Source organism: Novosphingobium malaysiense (assembly GCF_000802225.1).
GTDB lineage: Bacteria > Pseudomonadota > Alphaproteobacteria > Sphingomonadales > Sphingomonadaceae > Novosphingobium > Novosphingobium malaysiense.
Genome location: NZ_JTDI01000005.1, coordinates 37265 through 55767, shown reverse-complemented (window position 1 = coordinate 55767; position 18503 = coordinate 37265). Strand labels below are relative to the sequence as shown.

Annotated in this window: 18 protein-coding genes; 10 read left to right on the top strand and 8 right to left on the bottom strand. The window is 63.1% G+C overall.

The features are described from left to right. Positions 1-104: 104 nt before the first annotated feature. Positions 105-578 (top strand): acyl-CoA thioesterase, encoded by a 474-nt coding sequence (locus LK12_RS23865; RefSeq protein WP_052223476.1) that lies wholly within the window; start codon positions 105-107, stop codon positions 576-578. Between the two features lie 7 nt (positions 579-585). On the opposite strand, the gene LK12_RS15970 is transcribed toward LK12_RS23865, so the two are convergent. Then, positions 586-2133 carry an AMP-binding protein gene (locus LK12_RS15970; RefSeq protein ID WP_039286251.1) on the bottom strand — a complete coding sequence of 516 codons (1548 nt, stop codon included), beginning with the start codon at positions 2131-2133 and terminating at the stop codon, positions 586-588. Between the two features lie 217 nt (positions 2134-2350). On the opposite strand from LK12_RS15970, the gene LK12_RS15965 reads away from it, so the two are divergent. The 3 genes from LK12_RS15965 to LK12_RS15955 are packed head-to-tail and all read left to right on the top strand — an operon-like array spanning position 2351 to position 4442. Then, complete coding sequence (locus LK12_RS15965; protein WP_082010548.1) at positions 2351-2731, top strand: nuclear transport factor 2 family protein; 381 nt, start codon at positions 2351-2353, stop codon at positions 2729-2731. Between the two features lie 11 nt (positions 2732-2742). After that, entirely contained in the window at positions 2743-3567 is an 825-nt protein-coding gene (locus LK12_RS15960) for a sugar phosphate isomerase/epimerase family protein (RefSeq protein ID WP_052223475.1), read from the top strand. Next, positions 3564-4442 carry an SMP-30/gluconolactonase/LRE family protein gene (locus LK12_RS15955; protein ID WP_039286247.1) on the top strand — a complete coding sequence of 293 codons (879 nt, stop codon included), beginning with the start codon at positions 3564-3566 and terminating at the stop codon, positions 4440-4442. The genes LK12_RS15960 and LK12_RS15955 overlap by 4 nt, the downstream gene beginning before the upstream one ends. A gap of 27 nt (positions 4443-4469) precedes the next feature. On the opposite strand, the gene LK12_RS15950 is transcribed toward LK12_RS15955, so the two are convergent. Beyond that, entirely contained in the window at positions 4470-5210 is a 741-nt protein-coding gene (locus LK12_RS15950; RefSeq protein WP_156135514.1) for an SDR family NAD(P)-dependent oxidoreductase, read from the bottom strand. Between the two features lie 221 nt (positions 5211-5431). Here LK12_RS15950 and LK12_RS15945 point away from each other — a divergent pair, with 221 nt between their 5' ends. Beyond that, positions 5432-6226, top strand: a complete 795-nt coding sequence (locus LK12_RS15945; RefSeq protein ID WP_039286243.1) for an SDR family oxidoreductase — start codon at positions 5432-5434, stop codon at positions 6224-6226. 80 nt (positions 6227-6306) lie between these two features. Further along, positions 6307-7125, top strand: coding sequence for an enoyl-CoA hydratase-related protein (locus LK12_RS15940; RefSeq protein ID WP_052223562.1), 819 nt, complete (start codon positions 6307-6309; stop codon positions 7123-7125). Between the two features lie 48 nt (positions 7126-7173). Here the strand turns inward: LK12_RS15940 and LK12_RS15935 are convergent, their stop codons facing one another. From LK12_RS15935 to LK12_RS15925, 3 genes are all read right to left on the bottom strand, one after another. Continuing rightward, on the bottom strand, positions 7174-8172 hold the full coding sequence (locus LK12_RS15935) for a Rieske 2Fe-2S domain-containing protein (RefSeq protein ID WP_039286241.1): 999 nt from the start codon (positions 8170-8172) through the stop codon (positions 7174-7176). Between the two features lie 97 nt (positions 8173-8269). Next, a complete protein-coding gene (locus LK12_RS15930; RefSeq protein WP_039286240.1) occupies positions 8270-9508 on the bottom strand; it encodes an acyl-CoA dehydrogenase family protein in 1239 nt (412 codons plus the stop codon). 13 nt (positions 9509-9521) lie between these two features. After that, positions 9522-10646 (bottom strand): acyl-CoA dehydrogenase family protein, encoded by a 1125-nt coding sequence (locus LK12_RS15925; RefSeq protein ID WP_039286238.1) that lies wholly within the window; start codon positions 10644-10646, stop codon positions 9522-9524. A gap of 261 nt (positions 10647-10907) precedes the next feature. Between LK12_RS15925 and LK12_RS15920 the strand changes: the two genes are divergently transcribed. Continuing rightward, positions 10908-11762 (top strand): amidohydrolase family protein, encoded by an 855-nt coding sequence (locus LK12_RS15920; RefSeq protein ID WP_039286236.1) that lies wholly within the window; start codon positions 10908-10910, stop codon positions 11760-11762. Positions 11763-11780: 18 nt separating this feature from the next. On the opposite strand, the gene LK12_RS15915 is transcribed toward LK12_RS15920, so the two are convergent. The 3 genes from LK12_RS15915 to LK12_RS23860 are packed head-to-tail and all read right to left on the bottom strand — an operon-like array spanning position 11781 to position 14013. After that, positions 11781-12551, bottom strand: coding sequence for an SDR family NAD(P)-dependent oxidoreductase (locus LK12_RS15915; protein WP_039286787.1), 771 nt, complete (start codon positions 12549-12551; stop codon positions 11781-11783). 5 nt (positions 12552-12556) lie between these two features. Beyond that, on the bottom strand, positions 12557-13693 hold the full coding sequence (locus tag LK12_RS15910; RefSeq protein ID WP_197063548.1) for a thiolase family protein: 1137 nt from the start codon (positions 13691-13693) through the stop codon (positions 12557-12559). Further along, on the bottom strand, positions 13693-14013 hold the full coding sequence (locus LK12_RS23860; RefSeq protein ID WP_082010547.1) for a Zn-ribbon domain-containing OB-fold protein: 321 nt from the start codon (positions 14011-14013) through the stop codon (positions 13693-13695). The genes LK12_RS15910 and LK12_RS23860 overlap by 1 nt, the downstream gene beginning before the upstream one ends. Before the next feature lie 329 nt (positions 14014-14342). On the opposite strand from LK12_RS23860, the gene LK12_RS15900 reads away from it, so the two are divergent. Genes LK12_RS15900 through LK12_RS15890 form a run of 3 tightly spaced genes read left to right on the top strand, consistent with a single transcriptional unit; the run spans position 14343 to position 18501 of the window. Then, entirely contained in the window at positions 14343-16439 is a 2097-nt protein-coding gene (locus LK12_RS15900; protein WP_039286232.1) for an acetate--CoA ligase family protein, read from the top strand. Beyond that, positions 16436-17344: an enoyl-CoA hydratase gene (locus LK12_RS15895; protein WP_052223471.1), complete on the top strand. Its 909-nt coding sequence runs from the start codon at positions 16436-16438 to the stop codon at positions 17342-17344. The genes LK12_RS15900 and LK12_RS15895 overlap by 4 nt, the downstream gene beginning before the upstream one ends. Next, entirely contained in the window at positions 17341-18501 is a 1161-nt protein-coding gene (locus LK12_RS15890) for an acyl-CoA dehydrogenase family protein (protein ID WP_039286230.1), read from the top strand. The genes LK12_RS15895 and LK12_RS15890 overlap by 4 nt, the downstream gene beginning before the upstream one ends. Positions 18502-18503: the final 2 nt, after the last annotated feature.

Below are 18503 nucleotides of genomic sequence, written 5' to 3'. Positions count from 1 at the left end.
ACCTCGCCACGCCACGGCCCGCAGTGCCGCCCGTCATCTTGCGTTTACGAATAGACTCTGTGCTAATGCATTAATGCCGTGACCATCAAGGGATAGTTCCAACAATGACTTCGATGCCAGAACTTCCGGGGCGGATAGACCGCACTCTGCTCGACAATGCGCAGTTTCCCTGCACCTATACCATGCCTATCCGGTTCGAGGATCTCGACGTTCAATGGCACGTCAATAACACCAAGGTGCTGGTACTGCTGCAAGAGGCCCGGGTCGATTTCGCCATGGTGCGAAAACTGCCGGCACTGGGGGACAAAATTCGGCCCGTCGTGGGCGGGATGACGATCGAATATGCCCACGAAATACGATTTCCCGGCGATGTTGAGATTGCAACGGGCATTCTCCACATGGGCCGGTCATCAACGGTCTATGCGCATCTGGTGCGGCAAAATGGGCTGCCATGCGCTTATGCGCTGGTAACAATGGTAGCGACACAGGACGGGACACCTTGCGCCCTCCCGGCCGAATGGCGCACCGCGCACGAAGAGCGCGCCATGCTCCACCTGCCGGCCTTTCCAACGGTCTGATTTCGGTTCAGTTGGAGTAGAGTGCCTTGAGCGCTTTCTTGTCCGGCTTCCCGACCGGCGAAAGCGGGATCTCGCCAACGAAATCGATCGACTTGGGCGCTTGTACCGATCCTTTCTCGGCCTTGACCTTGGCAATCAATTCATCGGCGCTGACCGGATTAGCCGCATCTGCCACGACGACCGCTTTGACGGCTTCCCCCCACTTGGAATCGGGAACGCCGAACACGGCCACCCGCTTCACGCCCGGATGCGCGGCGATCACGTCCTCCACCTCTCGGGCATAGACATTGAACCCCCCGGTCACGATCATATCCTTCTTGCGATCAACGATGCGCAGAAAGCCATCCTCGGCATTGCGGACCGCAACATCGCCGGTGTGCAGCCAGCCGCCCTCAAATGCCTTTTCGGTCTCCTCGGGCTTGTTGAGATAACCGCCCATCAGGAGCGGCCCCTGCACGCAGATCTCGCCGGGCTCGCCGTCGGGAACCGGTTTGCAGTCATCGTCAAGCAGGGCGACGCGTACCCACGGCGTGGGGCGTCCGCAGGATGACAGACGGAAAGGATCGTCCACCAGATGATCGGCCTTGCGCATGACGGTAACCGACATCGGCGCTTCCGCCTGTCCATAGAACTGGAAGAAGACCGGGCCTAGCTTGTCGATCGCCTCCCTGAGACGCGCCGCGGGAAAAGCCGATGCCCCATAGAAGACCGTTTGCAAGCTCGACAAATCGAACTCGCCGAACCGCGGGTGATCGAGCAATGTCAGCACCATGGTCGGAACCATCAGCGCCGACGTAATCCGGTGTTTTTGGACGGCTTCCATGAAACTCACCGGGTCGAAGCCCCCAAGGACCATCATGGATCCACCCTTCTGAAGGATAGCGGTCAGAACCGAAGCGCCAGCGTGGCTCAGAGGCGAGCAAATCAGGTGTCTGATCTCATCCGGCCATTCCCATTCCGTAAGCTGGATCAACGTCGAGGTGACAACACCGCGCTGGGTAACGACAATCCCCTTCGGCTTTCCCGTGGTTCCTCCGGAATAGGCGATCCGGGCGATCGCTTCGGGATCGGCGCGCCGCGGCATGAGCGAATGCGGGATGAAACCGGAGGCAAGCTCCTCCAGCGCCGTTCCTGTCCCCCCTTTGCCGATCGCCACGAGATGCTTCAGCCGCGATGCACGACGGTACAGTTCCTGGGCCTTTTCCTCGAAACCATCGTCGTAGACCAGCAAATCTATTTCAGCATCCTCGATCACGTAAAGGAAATCCTCTATCGACCCGAGCGGATGCAGGGCAGTGGAAATGATCCCCGCGAATGATATCGCATAGAAGACCGCCGGCACCTCCACCCTGTTCTTGGACAGAAGCGCAGCACGCACCGGCGGCGGTTCGAGGCTCTGGAATGCCTGGGCATAGCGGCTGATATCATCACGCAATCGCCGAGCAGTGATCACACCACCGTCGTCAAGGTAGATGACCGGTCGGTCCAGATCGCGGCTGAGAGCTTCCGCCACCAGATCGCCTCCCAGGTTCGGCTGATACAGTGCGTCGTCCACCCGTCGCTCTCCCCATTGCGCTACGGCAAGTTAATGACTTATCTCTGACGCATTATACCACCGACAGAAAATCCGGAGCAACGGCCGACACGGCATCGCCCCCACGGTTTGTCACGTGATTCTCATAAGACCTGCCACTGCCGGTCGCACTTCCGGAGAACGATATATTAGCATATGCACATTGCATTAATCCAATGTCACCGAGAGAGGCCCTGAGATGACCACAACCGCAGCCACTGCTGTAAGGGAGGCGGAAAAGCGCCGTTGCAGCGCCATGCTCGCAAACGACGCCGACGAGCTAGACGCCCTGCTGGATGCAGGATTGCAGTTTCATCACTCCAATGGCGCGGTCGACGACAAGGAAGCCTACCTTGCCAAGATGGCGGGAGGACGCATCCGTTACCGAGGTGTCGCGTGGGAAGAAGATAAGGTCGTTGAACCCGGTGCCGGTACGGCTCTGCTGACGGGCAAGATGATCACGGACGTGAGCGTCGAGGGCGTCGAAAAACGGCTCGTGAACCGGGTGATCACAGTCTGGGCAGAGCGCGGCGATGGTTGGAAATTGGTGGCCTTCCAGTCGACGCCAATGGCCGCCTAGGCGGCGGCCCTATGCACAGCCGCGTATCAATCAACACGCTTAGCCTGGCCCCTGCTCCGTTGCCGGACCTTGTCCGGACCGTTGCGGGGATCGGCGCCCGGGGCATCAGCCCCGATCTCGAACAGCTTGCCGACTATGGTATCGCCTCGTCCCAACGCCTGCTCCGCGACTGTGGCCTGGCAGTGGCCACATTGACTCACCGCGACTTTGCCTTCTCGACCGCAGAAGAAGCCGCAAAAGGCCGGAAGCGGCTGCTCGCAACGATCGACATTGCGTCGGAATGCGGCGCGCAGTCCATTATCATGACCACGGGCGGACGTGGTGCGCTGGCCTGGCCGGCGGCCGGTTCCCGGTTTGTCGAGACCGTACAGCCCTGCGTGGAAGCGGCACGGGCTGCCGGCATCGAACTCGGCATCGAACCAACATCCCACCTCTATGCGGACGCGTCCATCGTGCACCGGCTGTCCGACGCAACAGCGCTGGCCCGATCCGCCGGGATCAGCGTGATGATGGACCTGTTTCCCTGCTGGTGCGATGCAGACATTGAGGCAGCCATTGCGCAGGCGGTACCCCTCGCGCCGCTCGTGCAGGTCAGTGACTACGTCTACGGTGATCGGGCGCTCCCATGCCGCGCGGTGCCAGGGGACGGTGTCATGGGCTGGGACGGACTGATTCCGAAGATCGTCCATGCCGGGTTTACCGGCTGGTTCGATCTGGAGATCATCGGCCCGCGGCTGCAAGCCGAAGGACAGGAACAAGGCCTGCGGCGGGCAGCTCAAGTGGTGGGCGCCTTGCTTGAGGAAGCAGGCATGCGTGGCGAGGAAACGAAAGCATGACCGAAGTGCAAATCGCATTGGATGCCCAAAACCATCTCGGCGAAACACCTGTTTGGTCGGTCGCGGAACAGGCCTTGTGGTGGGTCAACTGCGAACACCCTCCCGAAATCCACTGCTGGCATCCCGGCACCGATGAGCATCGCGTCTGGCCCTTGCCCCAACGTGTCGGCGGCATTGCCCTTGGGCCGAACGGTGGCTTGCTCGTGGTACTCGCGGACGGCATCTATGATTTCGACGCCGGGACGGGCTCGCTCCGCCTTCGCGCACCCTCCCCGCTGCCTCGGGGAGTCAGCCTCCACGAGTGCACGTGCGACCGGCAGGGACGGCTGTGGGTAGGTGGCTTCGATCATGCCTTCCCCGCCGACCGTAATGCCGCGGGCGCTGCGATCTGCCGCCTGGAGGACGGCAGCCTTGTCCCGGTCATCACCGGGATCGCGGTTGCCAACGCGATGGCGATCAGCCCGGACGGACGGACCTTCTACTTCGCGGACTCACCGAAGCGCAAAGTGGAAGCCTGCGATCTCGATCCTGAAACCGGCGCGCTCACCAACCGGCGCACGTTCCTCACCCTTAAGGACGGCGAAGGGTTCGTCGATGGCGCCACCGTCGATTCAGCTGGCGGCTACTGGCTCGCCAACGTCGGCGCGGGCGCATTGCGCCGGTACACCCCCGACGGCACGCTGGACCGTATCGTTCCCCTGCCCTTTTCGAACCCGACCAAGCCCGCATTCGGCGGGGCCCGGCTGGACGTGCTCTACGTGACCAGCACGTCCATGCAGATGGGACAGTTCACACAGCCGACGATCGAGAACGGAGCGGTTTTCGCACTGACGCCCGGAGAGACCGGTCTCGCAGAGCCGACACTCCGGAAGTAAGGGATCGACAGCAGCCTTAGCTTGGTATCAGCGCCAGGAAAAGCCGCCGTCCACCGGCAGTTCGGTCCCGGTCGTGAACCCGGAATCCTCGCAGGAAAAGAAAAGCGCCGCGCGCGAAACATCGGCAGTGTTCCCGAGCCGCTTCAGCGCCACCCGCTCGGCAGCACGTTCATGGTGCTCGGGATTCTCCCAGAGATACCGGGTCATTTCCGTGCGGATCACGCCCGGGCAGATCGTATTGGCGCGGATCGTGGGGCCAAGATCCATCGCGATCGACTTGGTCAGCATCGTCAGGCCCGCCTTGCTGGCCGAATAGCCGGCGGTGCCGGGCATTGGCATCAGCGCGCTGACCGATGCGATGTTGACGATCGTCGCCGTCGGGACGCCCTGGAGGAACGGCAGCGCGGCCTTGATGACGTTGAATGGCCCGGTCAGGTTGACTGCCAGCATCCGGTCCCAGCTGGCAGGGTCAAGATCGACGAAAGGCGTAATGTCCAGAATGCCGGCGGCATTGACGATGCCATCGATACCGCCAAGCCCCTCTCCGGCAGCCGCAACCGTCGCGTTCACCGCTTCCCGGTTCGTCACATCGCAGGCCCACGAGGGCATCCCGAGCGCCTGTGCCGCAGCCTTCAGCCCGGCCGCATTGTAGTCAACAAGCGCGACCTGCGCGCCTTCCGTGACGAACAGTTCGGCAATATCCTTGCCCATCCCACTGGCAGCCCCGGTCACCAGAATTTTTCGTCCGGAGAGTTTTTGCTCCGTCACTGCATCCACCTTATTGCAATTTCATCGATTCATTTAATAATACCCCCTCTACACGGAGCAAGACCGCCGGCAAAGACAAACCATCGCCCGAGAACCGGAACGTTGGAGGATCTCCGCCAAAAGCAAAGCACGGGTGGAGGAATCGACGCACCACATGGCTAGCGCACCACACCCGGCCGCCAATTCGCCAATCGAACCCTTTCATGAGAGGATGATACCAAATGAAAATCGAAGATTCCCTCGCCGCCATCGTCACTGGCGGCGCTTCCGGTCTCGGCCGGGCCAGCGCGGAGGCTCTGGCCGCCGCAGGCTGCAAGGTCGCCATCTTCGACATCAACGAGGAAGCCGGTGAGGCGTTCGCAAAGGAAATCGGCGGCGTGTTCTGCAACGTCGACATCATGTCGGAAGAAAGCGTCGAGGCGGGCTTTGCAAAGGCCCGCGAAGCGCATGGCCAGGAGCGCGTTTTGGTGCACTGTGCCGTCGTGGCCGCTGCCGGCAAGACGGTCTCGTACGACAAGACCACCGGTGGCTACAAGCGCATGCCCACTGCCCTCGTCGCGCGCGCTGCCGAGGGCGTCTTCACCGCCTCCTACCGCGTCGCCTCCATCGCCGCGCTGGGCATGGCCAATGCCGAACCGCTCAACGAGGATGGCGAGCGTGGCTGCATCGTCCTCACCTCCTCGGCCGCGGCGCAGGATGGCCAGATCGGCCAGGTCCCCTACGGCGGCGGCAAGGGCGCGGTGAATTCGATGGTGCTGCCTATGGCCCGCGACCTGATGGACCTCGGCATCCGCGTGAACGCGATCATGCCGGGCACTTTTGCCACCCCGCCGATGCTGGGCATGAAGGAACGCGCGCCCGCCATGTACGAAGCGCTCGGCAATGCGGTGCCCTTTCCACGCCGCCTCGGCAATCCGCCGGAATTCGCCTCGCTGGTGATGGAACTGGTGCGCAACACCTATTTCAACGGCCAGTGCATCCGCCTCGACGGTGCCATCCGCATGCCGCCGAAGTGAGGCCCTAAGGTCAAGACCTAGAACAATCGCCGCCGGCACATTCGAGATGCCGGCCGTCAACACATATGGGCGAGGACTGCATGGCCGAAATCACGGGTAATGAGGCTGTCCAAACCTCGCTCGAACGCGGGGTCCTGACCGTAACCCTGAACCGCCCCGACCGGGGCAACGCCTGGAATGGCGCCATGACGCGCGGCTATTTCGGCGTGCTCGATCAGGCCGCCCGCTGCGGTGACGTCCGCGCGATTGTCGTCACCGGACAAGGCAAGGCCTTCTGCGTCGGCGGGGACAGCGAGAAACTCTCCGAAGCTTCCGAATCTGGACAAGCGGCATCTTCGGTCGCCCTGCCGTTCTGGCATCCGATGACCATCGCCAAGCCCATTATCGCCGCGATCAATGGCGCCTGCTTCGGCATCGGCCTGCAACAGGCGCTGTGCTGCGATCTGCGCTTTGCCTCGAACGACGCCAAGTTCTCGACCGCCTATGCCCGGCGCGGGCTGGTCGCCGAATTCGGCATGAGCTGGCTCCTGCCCCGCCTCGTCGGCACCGGGCACGCTATGGACCTGCTGCTGTCCGCCCGGCTCGCGCGGGCAGAGGAAGCCGACCGGATCGGCCTCGTCAACCGCGTCGTACCAGCCAAGGACCTGCTGGACGTGGCGACCGGCTATGCCCGGGATCTGGCCAGCCAGTGCTCGCCCCGCTCGATGCAGGCGATCAAGTATCAGCTCTGGCAGGACCTGATGAGCGACATCGCATCAAGCGCCACCCGCTCCGAAGACCTGCTGGCCCAGGCGGCCTCAGGCGAGGACTTCAAGGAAGGCCTCAAGAGCTGGATGGAAAAACGCCCGCCGGCCTTCCCGCCACTGCCAGAGGATCTCGCGTTCCTATCCTACGAATAAGGCCCGACCCGGGGTGCGGGACGGGCCTGAATTTTCGAGGGTCCAGTCTCAGGCCGAGGCGGCTTCCGGAACCGGGTCCTCATCGAACTGGTAGTAGCGCTCGTACTGGCGGCGATAGGCGAGAATCGGACCATCGCCCTTGACCAGCAGCGGGCGCGTTTCGCACTTCTTGCTGTTCCAGATCGGAATGTCCTGCTCCACCTGCCGCACGAGATCGCGCATCCGGGCCTGCGTCACACGCAGCTTGCCATCGCTCAGGCCGGGGATGTGGTAGAGCTGCCAGCGCAGGTGCGAGCGGCTGGAGGTGATCGGCGTAACCTGCTGGTTCATCACCACGTGGGTCACATCGACGAACTCGGTCATCGACTGGCCGGGGCCGGTCGCGGTGACATCGATCTTGCCTTCCATCAGCCCCTTGGGCGTCTTCATATCGGCAACAACCGTGTTGCGGCGCACGTAGCCATCGATCTTGAACTCGGTCGCCGGCGGGTTCGGCACGCCGTGAACGGCACCGAAGTGTGCATAATCCTGCCCGTTTTCAGGGATTTCCGAACAGTGGATGTCGATTTCCCATTCATAGGTGCCTGCAAGAACCCAATCGCCATCGGGGCACTGCGGAATGTGGGCGACGTCCCACTTGGGCGCGGCTTTCTTCGGATGGTACCAGACATAGGCCACGCCATCGACTTCGGTGATCGGCCAGGTCTGGAGACAGCCGCGGCGCAGAGCCGGGGCGATAGTGTCGGTATAGGGGATCTTTGTCACCCCGCCCTCACCGTTGAAGCGCCAGTGATGGTAGGGGCAGCGCAGGTCGTTGCCGAGAACCACGCTGTTCACGCCAAGGTGTGCGCCCAGGTGCGGGCAGAACGGATCGACCGCATTCAGGTTGCCGTCCCCGCCGCGCCAGACGACGAACTCCGTGCCGAAGTAACGCATCGTCTTCACCTGACCATTATCGATCTCGTTGGACCGCGCGACGGCAAACCACCCGAATGGAATCGGCATTTGCGAATAGCCACGGTCGATCATGGGCGTTTCCGTACTCATCGCTGTCTCCCAATACCCGGAGCGAGGGCGCCGAGTCAGTAATGCAATAATTGTATTTCATTCTACACCTTGCCTTGACCGGGGTCAAAAAGCCCCGTCAGCGCCCGTGCGGAATGTCGCGGAACGGCACGTTCTTGTCGACCCGGATATCTCCGGGCAGGCCGAGAACGCGCTCGGCAATGATGTTCTTCATGATTTCGTCGGTCCCGCCGCCCAGCCGCAGCCCGGGCGACCACATGAAGCGGTGCTGAAAGGCCCCGCTGGCAGCGGCGATCTCGGGATCGTCGACCATCCCGAAATGGTCGAGCACATTGAGCACCACGCTCGTCATGTCCTGCGTGGTGCTGGACCAGAGCAGCTTGCCCGCCGAACTTTCCGGCCCGGGCGCATGCCCCTTCGACAGCGAGGTGAGCGTGCGGAAACTGGTCAGGCGGATCGCTTCGGACTGGACGTAGTAGTCCGCCAGCCATTCGCGGAACGCCGGATCATCGAGCGCCATGCCGTCAAACGAGGGGGTTTCGCCCGCCAGCTTGATCACATCGCGCCAGTTTAGGCCGGTGCCCGAACCCAGGGCGGCGCGCTCGTTCATCAGCGTGGAGATGACGACCTTCCAGCCGCCGTCCACTTCGCCAACGCGCTGGTTGTCGGGAATGAACACGTCGGTGAGAAACACCTCGTTGAGTTCGTTGTCGCCGGACATCATGCGGATCGGACGCACCTCGAGGCCCGGCGCCTTCATGTCGGTCCAGAACACCGTCAGGCCCTTGTGCTTGGGCGCGTCGGGATTGGTTCGTGCGACGACCATGCCGAAATCAGCGGCCTGCGCGCCACTGTTCCACACTTTCTGGCCATTGATCCGCCAGCCCGGAACACCATCGACTTCCTCGCGCACCGCCGCGCAACGCACGCCCGCCGAATCGGAACCGCTCGACGGCTCGGAGAAAAGCTGACACCAGATGGTGTCGCCGCGCACGGCGGGCGCTACCTGCGCTAGCGAGGCGGGGTCCGAGCTGTGCTCCATGAGCGCCGGCAGCAGCATGTGCAGCCCGGTCATGAAGTAGGTGAACTGGACGCCAGCGCGCGCCTCTTCCTGATTGAAGATAGCTTCCTCGATCGCTGTCCCCCCGGCCCCGCCACGCTCTTTCGGCCAGGAAATGCAGGCATAGCCGGCATCGGCCTTGGTCGCCTGCCAGGCGCGCGCGACCTCCTTGTGGCGGGGATGCCAGTTGCGACGCTCCTCGGCCGTCAGGTGGCTAAGGTCCGGGGCATTGGCGGCAATCCACGTCCGCACTTCGGCGCGGTAAGCTGCTTCTTCGGCGCTATCGTCGAAATTCATCGGCCGATCCCTTTCAATCTACTTCCGCGGCAACGCGCGCTTCGAGGCGCGTGGCGAGACGGCGTTTCCAGTCCCTCGGCGAGCCGATCACAAGCCCCAGATGGCGCGCCCGGCGGTAGAAGAAGTGGCAATCCGCTTCCCAGGTGAAGCCGATGCCGCCGTGGGTCTGGATGTTCTCCTTGGCCGCATGCCAGTACGCCTCGCAGGCCGCGACACGCGCGGCGGCCGCGGCAAGCGGCAGTTCGGGCGCATCGGTCGAAAGCGCCCATGCGCCGTAATAGGCATTGGCCCGCGCGACCTCGTTCTTCACGAAGACGTCGGCAAGCTTGTGCTTGATCGCCTGATAGCTGCCGATCTGCCGCCCAAAGGCATAGCGTTCCAGGGCATAGTCGCGCGCCATTTCCAGGCAACGATCCGCACCGCCCAGTTGCTCGAACGCCATCAGCACGGCGGCGCGGTCCTCGATCCCGGAAAGCGCGGCAATCCCGTCGACGCCATCACCGAGCGGCTGCGCCGGCGCATCGTCGAACACGATCCGCGCTTCCCCGCGCGTGGGATCGATCGTCGAGACCTTTTCGCGCGTGATGCCCTCGCCGCCAAGATCGACAAGGAAGAGGCCCGGCCCCGTATCGGCCGCTGCGAGCACTACGGCCTTGCCTGCAACCAGTCCGTCCACCACGGGAACCTTTGCGCCGCTGATCCGACCGTCCGCGAAGCGCGTGGCGATACGCTCGGGCGTGAGCACCCCGGCCCCTTCCGAAACCGCCAGCGTTCCGATCAGGTCTCCCGAACATACCTGCGGGAGCAGTTCTTCCTTCTGGGCATCGGTTCCCACGGCCAGTAGCGCCTCGGCGAAACAATAAACGGTGGAGGCGAACGGCACCGGAGCCAGCGCCCGCCCGAGTTCCTCGGCCAGCGCGCAAAGCTCGACATAGCCCATCTCGAGCCCGCCGTAGCTTTCCGGGATCGCCGCCGCACACCAGCCCTGCTCGCCGATCTGCTTCCACAGACCGGAATCGCAACCATCGCCATCCGCCTCCAGAACCGCGCGCACGACCGTGATCGGCGAAACCGCGTTCAGATAGCGCCGCGCCTCATCCTTCAGGCTCTTCTGGTCTTCCGTGTAATCGAAGTTCACGCGTATCCCTCTCCGGATCCCTTCCCGATTTCGGGCTTGAACACTGTTTTCGCCGCTATCCCGTCAATGCGCAGCGCCTTTGGGCCCGGACCAAAATCGTGCCCGGCAATTGCTCGCACACCGGCCCCTTGCCTTGCAAATCGGCGCCTCGCATACCGGCCCGGCGATTGGATGCGGCCCTGCTTTACAATACCATTCATGTGTTGCAATGCCGACATGCCCCGTGCGGGCGATAAGATAAAACGGAAAGGATGACCGAAGGTGCCACGGCCCACAGATATCCCCGTCATCGACACCCTGATCGGGTTCCGCGACACACATCAGATGGGCGTTGCCAGCACCAAGGGCGACTGGACCCGCCACCCGGCGGAGTACATGTTCAAGGACATTCCGGAGGAACTAACCGAGCAGGCCGACCGCATGGATTCGATCGCGGAAACCGTGCGCGAGATGGACGCGCACAACATTCGCGTGGGCGTGATCCACATGTCGGATGACCGCACCGAAGAGGCCTTGCGCCGGTTCCCCGGCCGCTTCGCCGCGATCCGGCCGGTCAATCCCAATACGGGCATGGACGCAGTCCGCATGATCCAGCGCGAATTCGACGAAGGCAAGATCAAGGGCGTCTCGTTCTTTCCCTCGGGCCAGCAGCCGCCGGTGGCGATCGACCACCGGCTGGCCTATCCGATCTATGCCAAATGCGTGGAACTGGACCTGCCGATCTTCATCAATGTCGGCTTTCCCGGCCCTCGCGTGCCAATGATGGCGCAATGGGTGGGCCACCTCGATCAGGTCGCCTACGACTTCCAGGAACTGAAGGTCGTCATGCGCCACGGGGCGGAACCGGACGTGGACCTCGCCGTCAAGCTTCTGCTCAAGTGGCCGAACCTCTACTATTCCACCTCCGCCTTTGCCCCCAAGTACTGGCCCGAGGAAATCATCCGCTTCGCCAACTCGCGCGGCAGCGGCAAGGTGCTCTATGGCGGCTACTTCCCGATGGGGCTGGAACTCAAACGCATCTTCGCGGAAATGGACAATGTTCCGTTCAAGGACGAGGTCTGGCCGAAATTCCTTTATCAGAACGCCGCCAAGGTCCTGAAACTCGACATCAGCTGACGCCGCGCCTTGCGTCGATCAGGCGGAGGCCGCCCGATCGACGACAATGCCAGTACCGGCAATGAAGCTCGCCCGGTCCGAGCACAGATACACGACGACATCAGCCACTTCCGAGGCCGTGCCGAACCGGCCCGTGCTCATCTTCTGCTCGACGGCCTCTTTCGAGCCCAGAACGCTGTAGATCTCGCAGAAATCATCGGCCATCGCAGTATCGATCACACCGGGATGGACCGAGTTGATGCGTATGTCGTGGCCTGCCCTCACTGTTTCGAGCGCGGCACTGCGCGTGTAATGTGCAATTGCCGCCTTGCTGGCCCCGTATGATGCCATGATCGACGCCCCCGACAGCGACGCGGCCGACGAGATATTGACGATCGCGCCCTTGCCCTGCCTGCGCATGAATGCCAGCGCCGTGCGCATACCCAGCAGCGAACCTTCGACATTGACGGCAAAGATACGCTGATATGTTGCCGTATCGGCATCGCCGACCCGGTCGGAGCTCACGATTCCCGCGCTGTTCACCACGATGTCCAGCCTTCCGAAAGTCCGCTCGATCCAGGCTTCGCATTCGCGCCATGCCGCATCGCTCGTCACGTCGAGCGCATGGGCATGCGCCCCGGGAGTGCAATCCGCCACGGCCCCTGCCCCGGCCGCGTCCCGATCTGTTGCAATGACGGTGGCTCCAACCTCGGCAAGCCCTGCGCAGCAGGCGCGTCCGATACCCGATGCCGCGCCCGTAACCAGCGCGACTTTCCCGCTGAGGTCGATCCATGGCTTCATTCCGGCCATGCCCGTCACGCCTTTTCGAGTATATGGACGCCGGCGGCTGCACCGAAACCCAGCACGTGCGCGAGCCCGATGCGAGCCCCGTCGACCTGCCGCGCACCCGCCTGCCCGCGCAGATGCTCGACGATCTCGACAATGTTGGCGACGCCGGTGGCCCCGATCGGATGCCCCTTGGAGAGCAGACCGCCCGAGACATTGACCGGAATCGCCCCGCCAAGCGCCGTGGCACCGGAATCGATCAAGCGGCCTGCCTCGCCATCGCCACAGAGCCCGAGGTTCTCGTAGTGCAGCAACTCGGCGGTCGCGAAACAATCGTGCAGTTCGACCAGATCGAGCGCATCCGGCCCCAGCCCGGCCATCTCGTAAGCCTGGGCGGCTGCAAGGCGCGTCACTGAATTGGGATCGAACATTTCCGGATTGCGCGGCTCGTAGGGGTCGGACGCCAGCACCGAGGCGCGAATGCGCACGGCCCGTCCCATACCCAGTTCGCGCGCCTTGCGTTCGGATACCAGAACCACTGCGGCAGCACCATCGACATTGGCCGAGCACATCAGCTTGGTCAGTGGCTCGGCGATTATCTCGCTCGCCAGCACTTCCTCCAGCGGCGTTTCGCGCCGGTAATAGGCCTTGGGGTTCATCGTCGCGTGGTGGTGGTTCTTGACCGCAACCTGTGCGAACTGCTCGACCGTCGTGCCGTACCTGGCGGCATGTACCATGCCCGCTTCCGCGAAAACGGCGGGCATTGATTCCGATCCGAACAGCCCCTCGGGCGGCGGACCGAACGGCGGCGCACCGCCTAGCATCCCGCGCGGGTTCTGCTCGGCTCCGACGGCGATCACGGCATCGTAGAGCCCACTCTTGATCGCAACGAAGGCCTCCCGCACGGCCGTCGCGCCCGAAGCGCAGGCGTTGGAAACGTTGATGCAAGGCACACCCGTCTGCCCGATCTCCTTAAGCATCTTCTGCCCCAGCATCGACTGGGCATTGAACACGGACGAAGCGTATACCGCGCCCATATCCTTGATCGACAGCCCTGCATCGTCGAGCGCCATGAGAGCGGCTTCGGCGCCAAGCTGGAAATAGGCACGATCCGGATAGCGCCCGAAGGCAATCATGTCTGCACCCGCAATATAGACATCGCTCATCATGCATCCCCCTGCGGCACGAAATGGAATCCGACGTAAGGGACTCCTTCCTTGTCATGCGCACCGCCGGCATCGTCGAACACCAGCCGCACCGGCAGGCCCTGCCGCAATCCTGACGTATCGACACCGCGCAGCGTGCCCTTGAGTGTCAGTCCGTCATCCAAATCAACGATCACCGAAATGAAAGGCACGGCCACTCCGGGATAGCTGCGATGCACGACAGACCAGCTCCACAGCTTTCCCGTGCGCCCCACTCCAAAGGACGCGGGCGGCTTCCGGCTGGCGCAGGCCCGGCAGGCCATGGTCTGGCTGTCGGTCACCGCTCCACAGTTCTCACAGCGATAGGCCTCTATTCGGGGCCGACCATCCTCTGCGATTCGCACGATCCTGTGCGCTGGTCTTGCCTTCACGGTACAATCCGCTGCCACCGGCCCTCTCCCTCTTTCGTCCCGCAGCGCGCAACTTCTTCCACTTACGTGCCATCCGGCAAACCGTATACGCGATACCTTCGATTAATGAAATGCGTCTATTGCAATATTTGCGATAAAGGCTAGTTGGTCCATGCAGGCCGCTTTGGCCACCACCGCACTCGGCGGTGATCAGACAAGCACGGCATCAGACGAAACTGGAAGGAGGGGCAACCCGCGACATGAGCATGCAGGCACTTCTCGGCCCGCGCTCGATTGCAGTCATCGGCGCGTCGGACAACAAGGCGCGCATCGGTGGCGTACCGGTCGACCTCCTGAAGCGCGCGCGATTTGAGCGGCTCTATCCGGTCAACCCAAAGAACGAGACGATCCAGGGCCTCAAGGCCTATCCCGACATCGAGAGCGTGCCGGAAAAAGTCGATCTGGTGATCATTGCATTGTCCGCCGACGCCACGCTGCCCATGCTCGAACGCTGCCATGCACTCGGCATACCTTCGGCACTCGTTTACGCTTCCGGCTACGCCGAGACCAACGAGCCCGAGGGAAACGCGCGGCAAGATGCCCTTATGGCTTTCGCGCGCTCCAGCGGAATGCGCATCGCCGGCCCGAACTGCATGGGCAACGCCAACTTTACCGATGCAATCTTCACCTCGTTCGGCCAGTCCTTCCAGCCCGGCGAACCGGCAGGCCATACTGCCTTGCTCACCCAGAGCGGCAATATGTGTGCAACCGTGTTCCGCATGGCCCGGCGCGCGGGGGTGACGTTCAGCCACGTGATCAACACCGGCAACGAGGCATGCGTCGATTTCAGCGACTATCTCGACTATCTGGCCGCCGATTCCGCCACACAGGCAGCAGTATGCTACATTGAGGAACTGCGCGATGGCGCCAAGTTCCTGGCCGTCGCAGCGCGTTTTCGCGCTGCTGGCAAGATGCTGGCGGTGTACAAGGTGGGTGCCAGCGAAAAGGGCGCTGAGGCCACCCGTTCGCATACCGCCGCCCTCGCCGGTGACAGCGCAGCCTATGATGCAGCCTTTGCTCGCGCGGGGGTTGTCCGCGCCGGTGAATTGTCCGGCCTTGCCGATCTCGCCTACCTGCACACGCTGGGCGACAAGATCGGCGGCAGCAACTGCGCAGTTCTATCGATTTCGGGCGCAGCCGGGGCGATTCTGGCCGATGCGCTGGCGCTCGGCGGCGGCGATGTCCCCACCCTGCCCCCCCACGTGCAGCAAGGGCTCTCGGCGCAGATTCCGGGCCATTCGATGGTCTCTAACCCAGTGGACCTGACAGGCAACATCGTCAATTCGAACGACTTCCTCTCGGAATGCATCAGGCTTGCATCGGAGCCGGACGACATCGACGTGGTGCTGCTCTACCTGCCGGGCAACTTCCTGACGCAAGCCCTCGACCAGGTTGAGAAGGCCGCCGCAGCAAGCAGCAAGGCGTTCATCGTCATCGACACCTTTGCCATGGCCGACCGCGAACGGCTGGCGGCCCACGGCATCGGCTATTTCGATGATTTCGACCGCTGCGCCCGTGCCATCTGCGCTTATGGCGCATGGAAGAAGAACGACGAAATTCCCATGCCTCCCGGCGCTCCCTCGGCAGCATGGCCGGAGATCGCGGCGGACCGCATGGCCCTCTCCGAAACCGAGAGCAAGGATGCCCTCGTCGCCTTCGGCGTGCCCGTCGTTCACGACGCCGTAGTGCAGACGGCCGACGAAGTCCGCGCGGTCGCATCGAAGATCGGCTTCCCGCTCGTCGCCAAGCTGGTCAGCCCCGACGTCGCCCACAAGACCGAGCATGGCCTGATTCGTCTCGGCCTCAAGAACGAGGCGGAAACGCTCGAGGCGTTCGAGACGATAATGGCCAAGGCCGCCTCCATGAACGTGCGCATCGAAGGCGTAACGCTCGAGCCGAACCTGTCGGGCGGGGTCGAGATTCTTGCCGGCGCAACCCACGATCCGGTCTTCGGCTGGATGCTGACGGTGGGCCTCGGCGGCATCTGGACCGAACTGATGAAGGACGCGTGCAACGCGCTCCTGCCGATCGACGCCGCCGGCGCCGAAGCCATGCTGCGCAGCCTCAAGGGCTTCAAGCTGCTCGACGGCTATCGCGGTGCGCCGAAGGCCGACGTCAAGGCAGCCGCCCAGGCAATCGCCGCACTCGGCGACGCGGTCATGGCCGGTGGAGAACGCCTGCGCGAAGTCGAAATAAATCCGCTACTTGTGATGCCGGAAGGCCAAGGCGCCGTTGCAGTCGATGCATTGGTCCTGCTCAATGCGAAAACCGGCACGGAAGAGAAGGAACTGGCATGACCACGGAACAGAACGACGGGATCGTCGAACCGACCCCGAGCGAACATGTCTACGAAACCGATACGCCGATCCTCTACGAAGCTGCGGACGGCATCGCCTGGATCACGCTAAACCGGCCCAAATACCATAACGTCCAGAACAGCCAGATGACCTATGCGCTTGACGATGCCTTCAAGCGCGCGGTCGATGACGACGACGTCAAGTGCATCGTGCTCAAGTCCGATGCCAAGCACTTCAGCGCGGGCCACGACATCGGCTCGCCCGGGCGGGATTTTCACGCCAGCGTCGACCGCCGCCTCATGTGGTACGATCACGCCAACAAGGCGGGCGGCGAAAAGGCCTATATCCGCGAGCAGGAACAGTACCTGGGCATGTGCAAGCGCTGGCGCGATATTCCCAAGCCGACGATCGCGCAGGTCCACGGTGGCTGCATCGCGGGCGGCCTGATGCTCGCATGGGTCTGCGATCTGATCATCGCCTCGGACGATGCGTTCTTCCAGGATCCGGTCCTGCAGATGGGCTTTCCGGGCCTCGAATATTTCGCACATTGCCACGAACTCAACGTGCGCATCGCCAAGGAATTCCTGTTCCTGGGCGAACGCATGGGTGCTGCACGCGCCTACGAAATGGGCATGGTCAACCGCGTCGTCCCACGCGAGGAACTGGCGGACGAAGTGCGCAAGGTCGCCCACCGCATCGCCGAACAGCCGCGCCTTGCGCTGCAGCTTGCCAAGCAGGCCTGCAACCACATGGAAACGCTGTCTGGCAAGAACGCGGGCATCGATGCCGCCTTCGGCTACCACCACTTCGCGCATGCCAACAACACGCTGGTGAAGGGCGATTACATCGCCGGCTTCGACGGCAAGAAGATGGCCGACGCCAACAAGAAACAGGCTGGCGAATGAATCTCGAATACACTCCCGAACAGCGCGCCTTCCGCATGGAAGTGCGCGAATGGATGGAAGCCAACGTCCCCAAGGAACCGCTGCCCTCCTTCGACCTCACGCGTGAGGGTTTCGAGGCGCACCGCGACTGGGAACGCAAGCTCAACGAAGGCCGCTGGGGCATGGTCACCTGGCCGGAGGAACTGGGCGGGCGCGGTCTCGACCTGATCCGATGGCTGATCTTCGAGGAAGAATACTACCGCGCCAACGCGCCGACGCGCGTCAACCAGAACGGCATCTTCCTGCTGGGCCCGACGATGATGGAATTCGGCACACCCGAGCAGAAAGCCAAGTACCTGCCTTCGATGGCCGCCGGTGACATTGTCTGGGCGCAGGCCTGGTCCGAACCCAGCGCGGGCAGCGACCTTGCCGGCGTGCGCTCCACCTGCACCCGCGAGGGCGACGAATACGTGCTCAACGGCCAGAAGATCTGGTCCACACGCGCGGTCTACGCCGACTGGGCCTTCGGTCTGTTCCGCGAACCAGGGTCCGAGCGGCACAAGGGCATGAGCCTGATCCTCTTCCCTCTCGATGCCCCGGGCGTCACCCGCCGCGCGATCGAGCGCATGGACGGGGAAAAGGTCTTTGCCGAGATCTTCCTCGACAACGTGCGCGTGCCAGTGTCCGACCGTCTGGGCGGCGAAGGCGAAGGCTGGAAGGTCTGCATGGCCACCGCCGGTTTTGAACGCGGCCTGCTGCTGCGCTCGCCCGCCCGCTATCAGGAAGCCGTGCGCAAGCTGATCGCGCTCTACGAGCGGCACAAGCACGATCTCCCCGCTTCGGTGGGTGAGCGCGTTGCCCGCAGCTGGATGGATGCCGACGCCTATGCGCTGACGATCTACGCCATGTGCTCGCGCCTCGCGGCTGGCGGCACGATCGGTCCGGAAAGCTCTACCAACAAGATCTTCTGGTCCGAACTCGATCTTGCCTTGCACGAAACAGCGCTCGACATCCTCGGCCCCCGCGCCGAGCTGATGAAGTCCGCCCCGGATGCCGGCGATGTCGACGGCTGGCTCGACGGCCACATCTTCGCACTGGCCGGGCCTATCTATGCCGGTTCCAACGAGATCCAGCGCAACATCATCGCCGAGCGCATGCTTGGCCTGCCGAGGGCCTGATA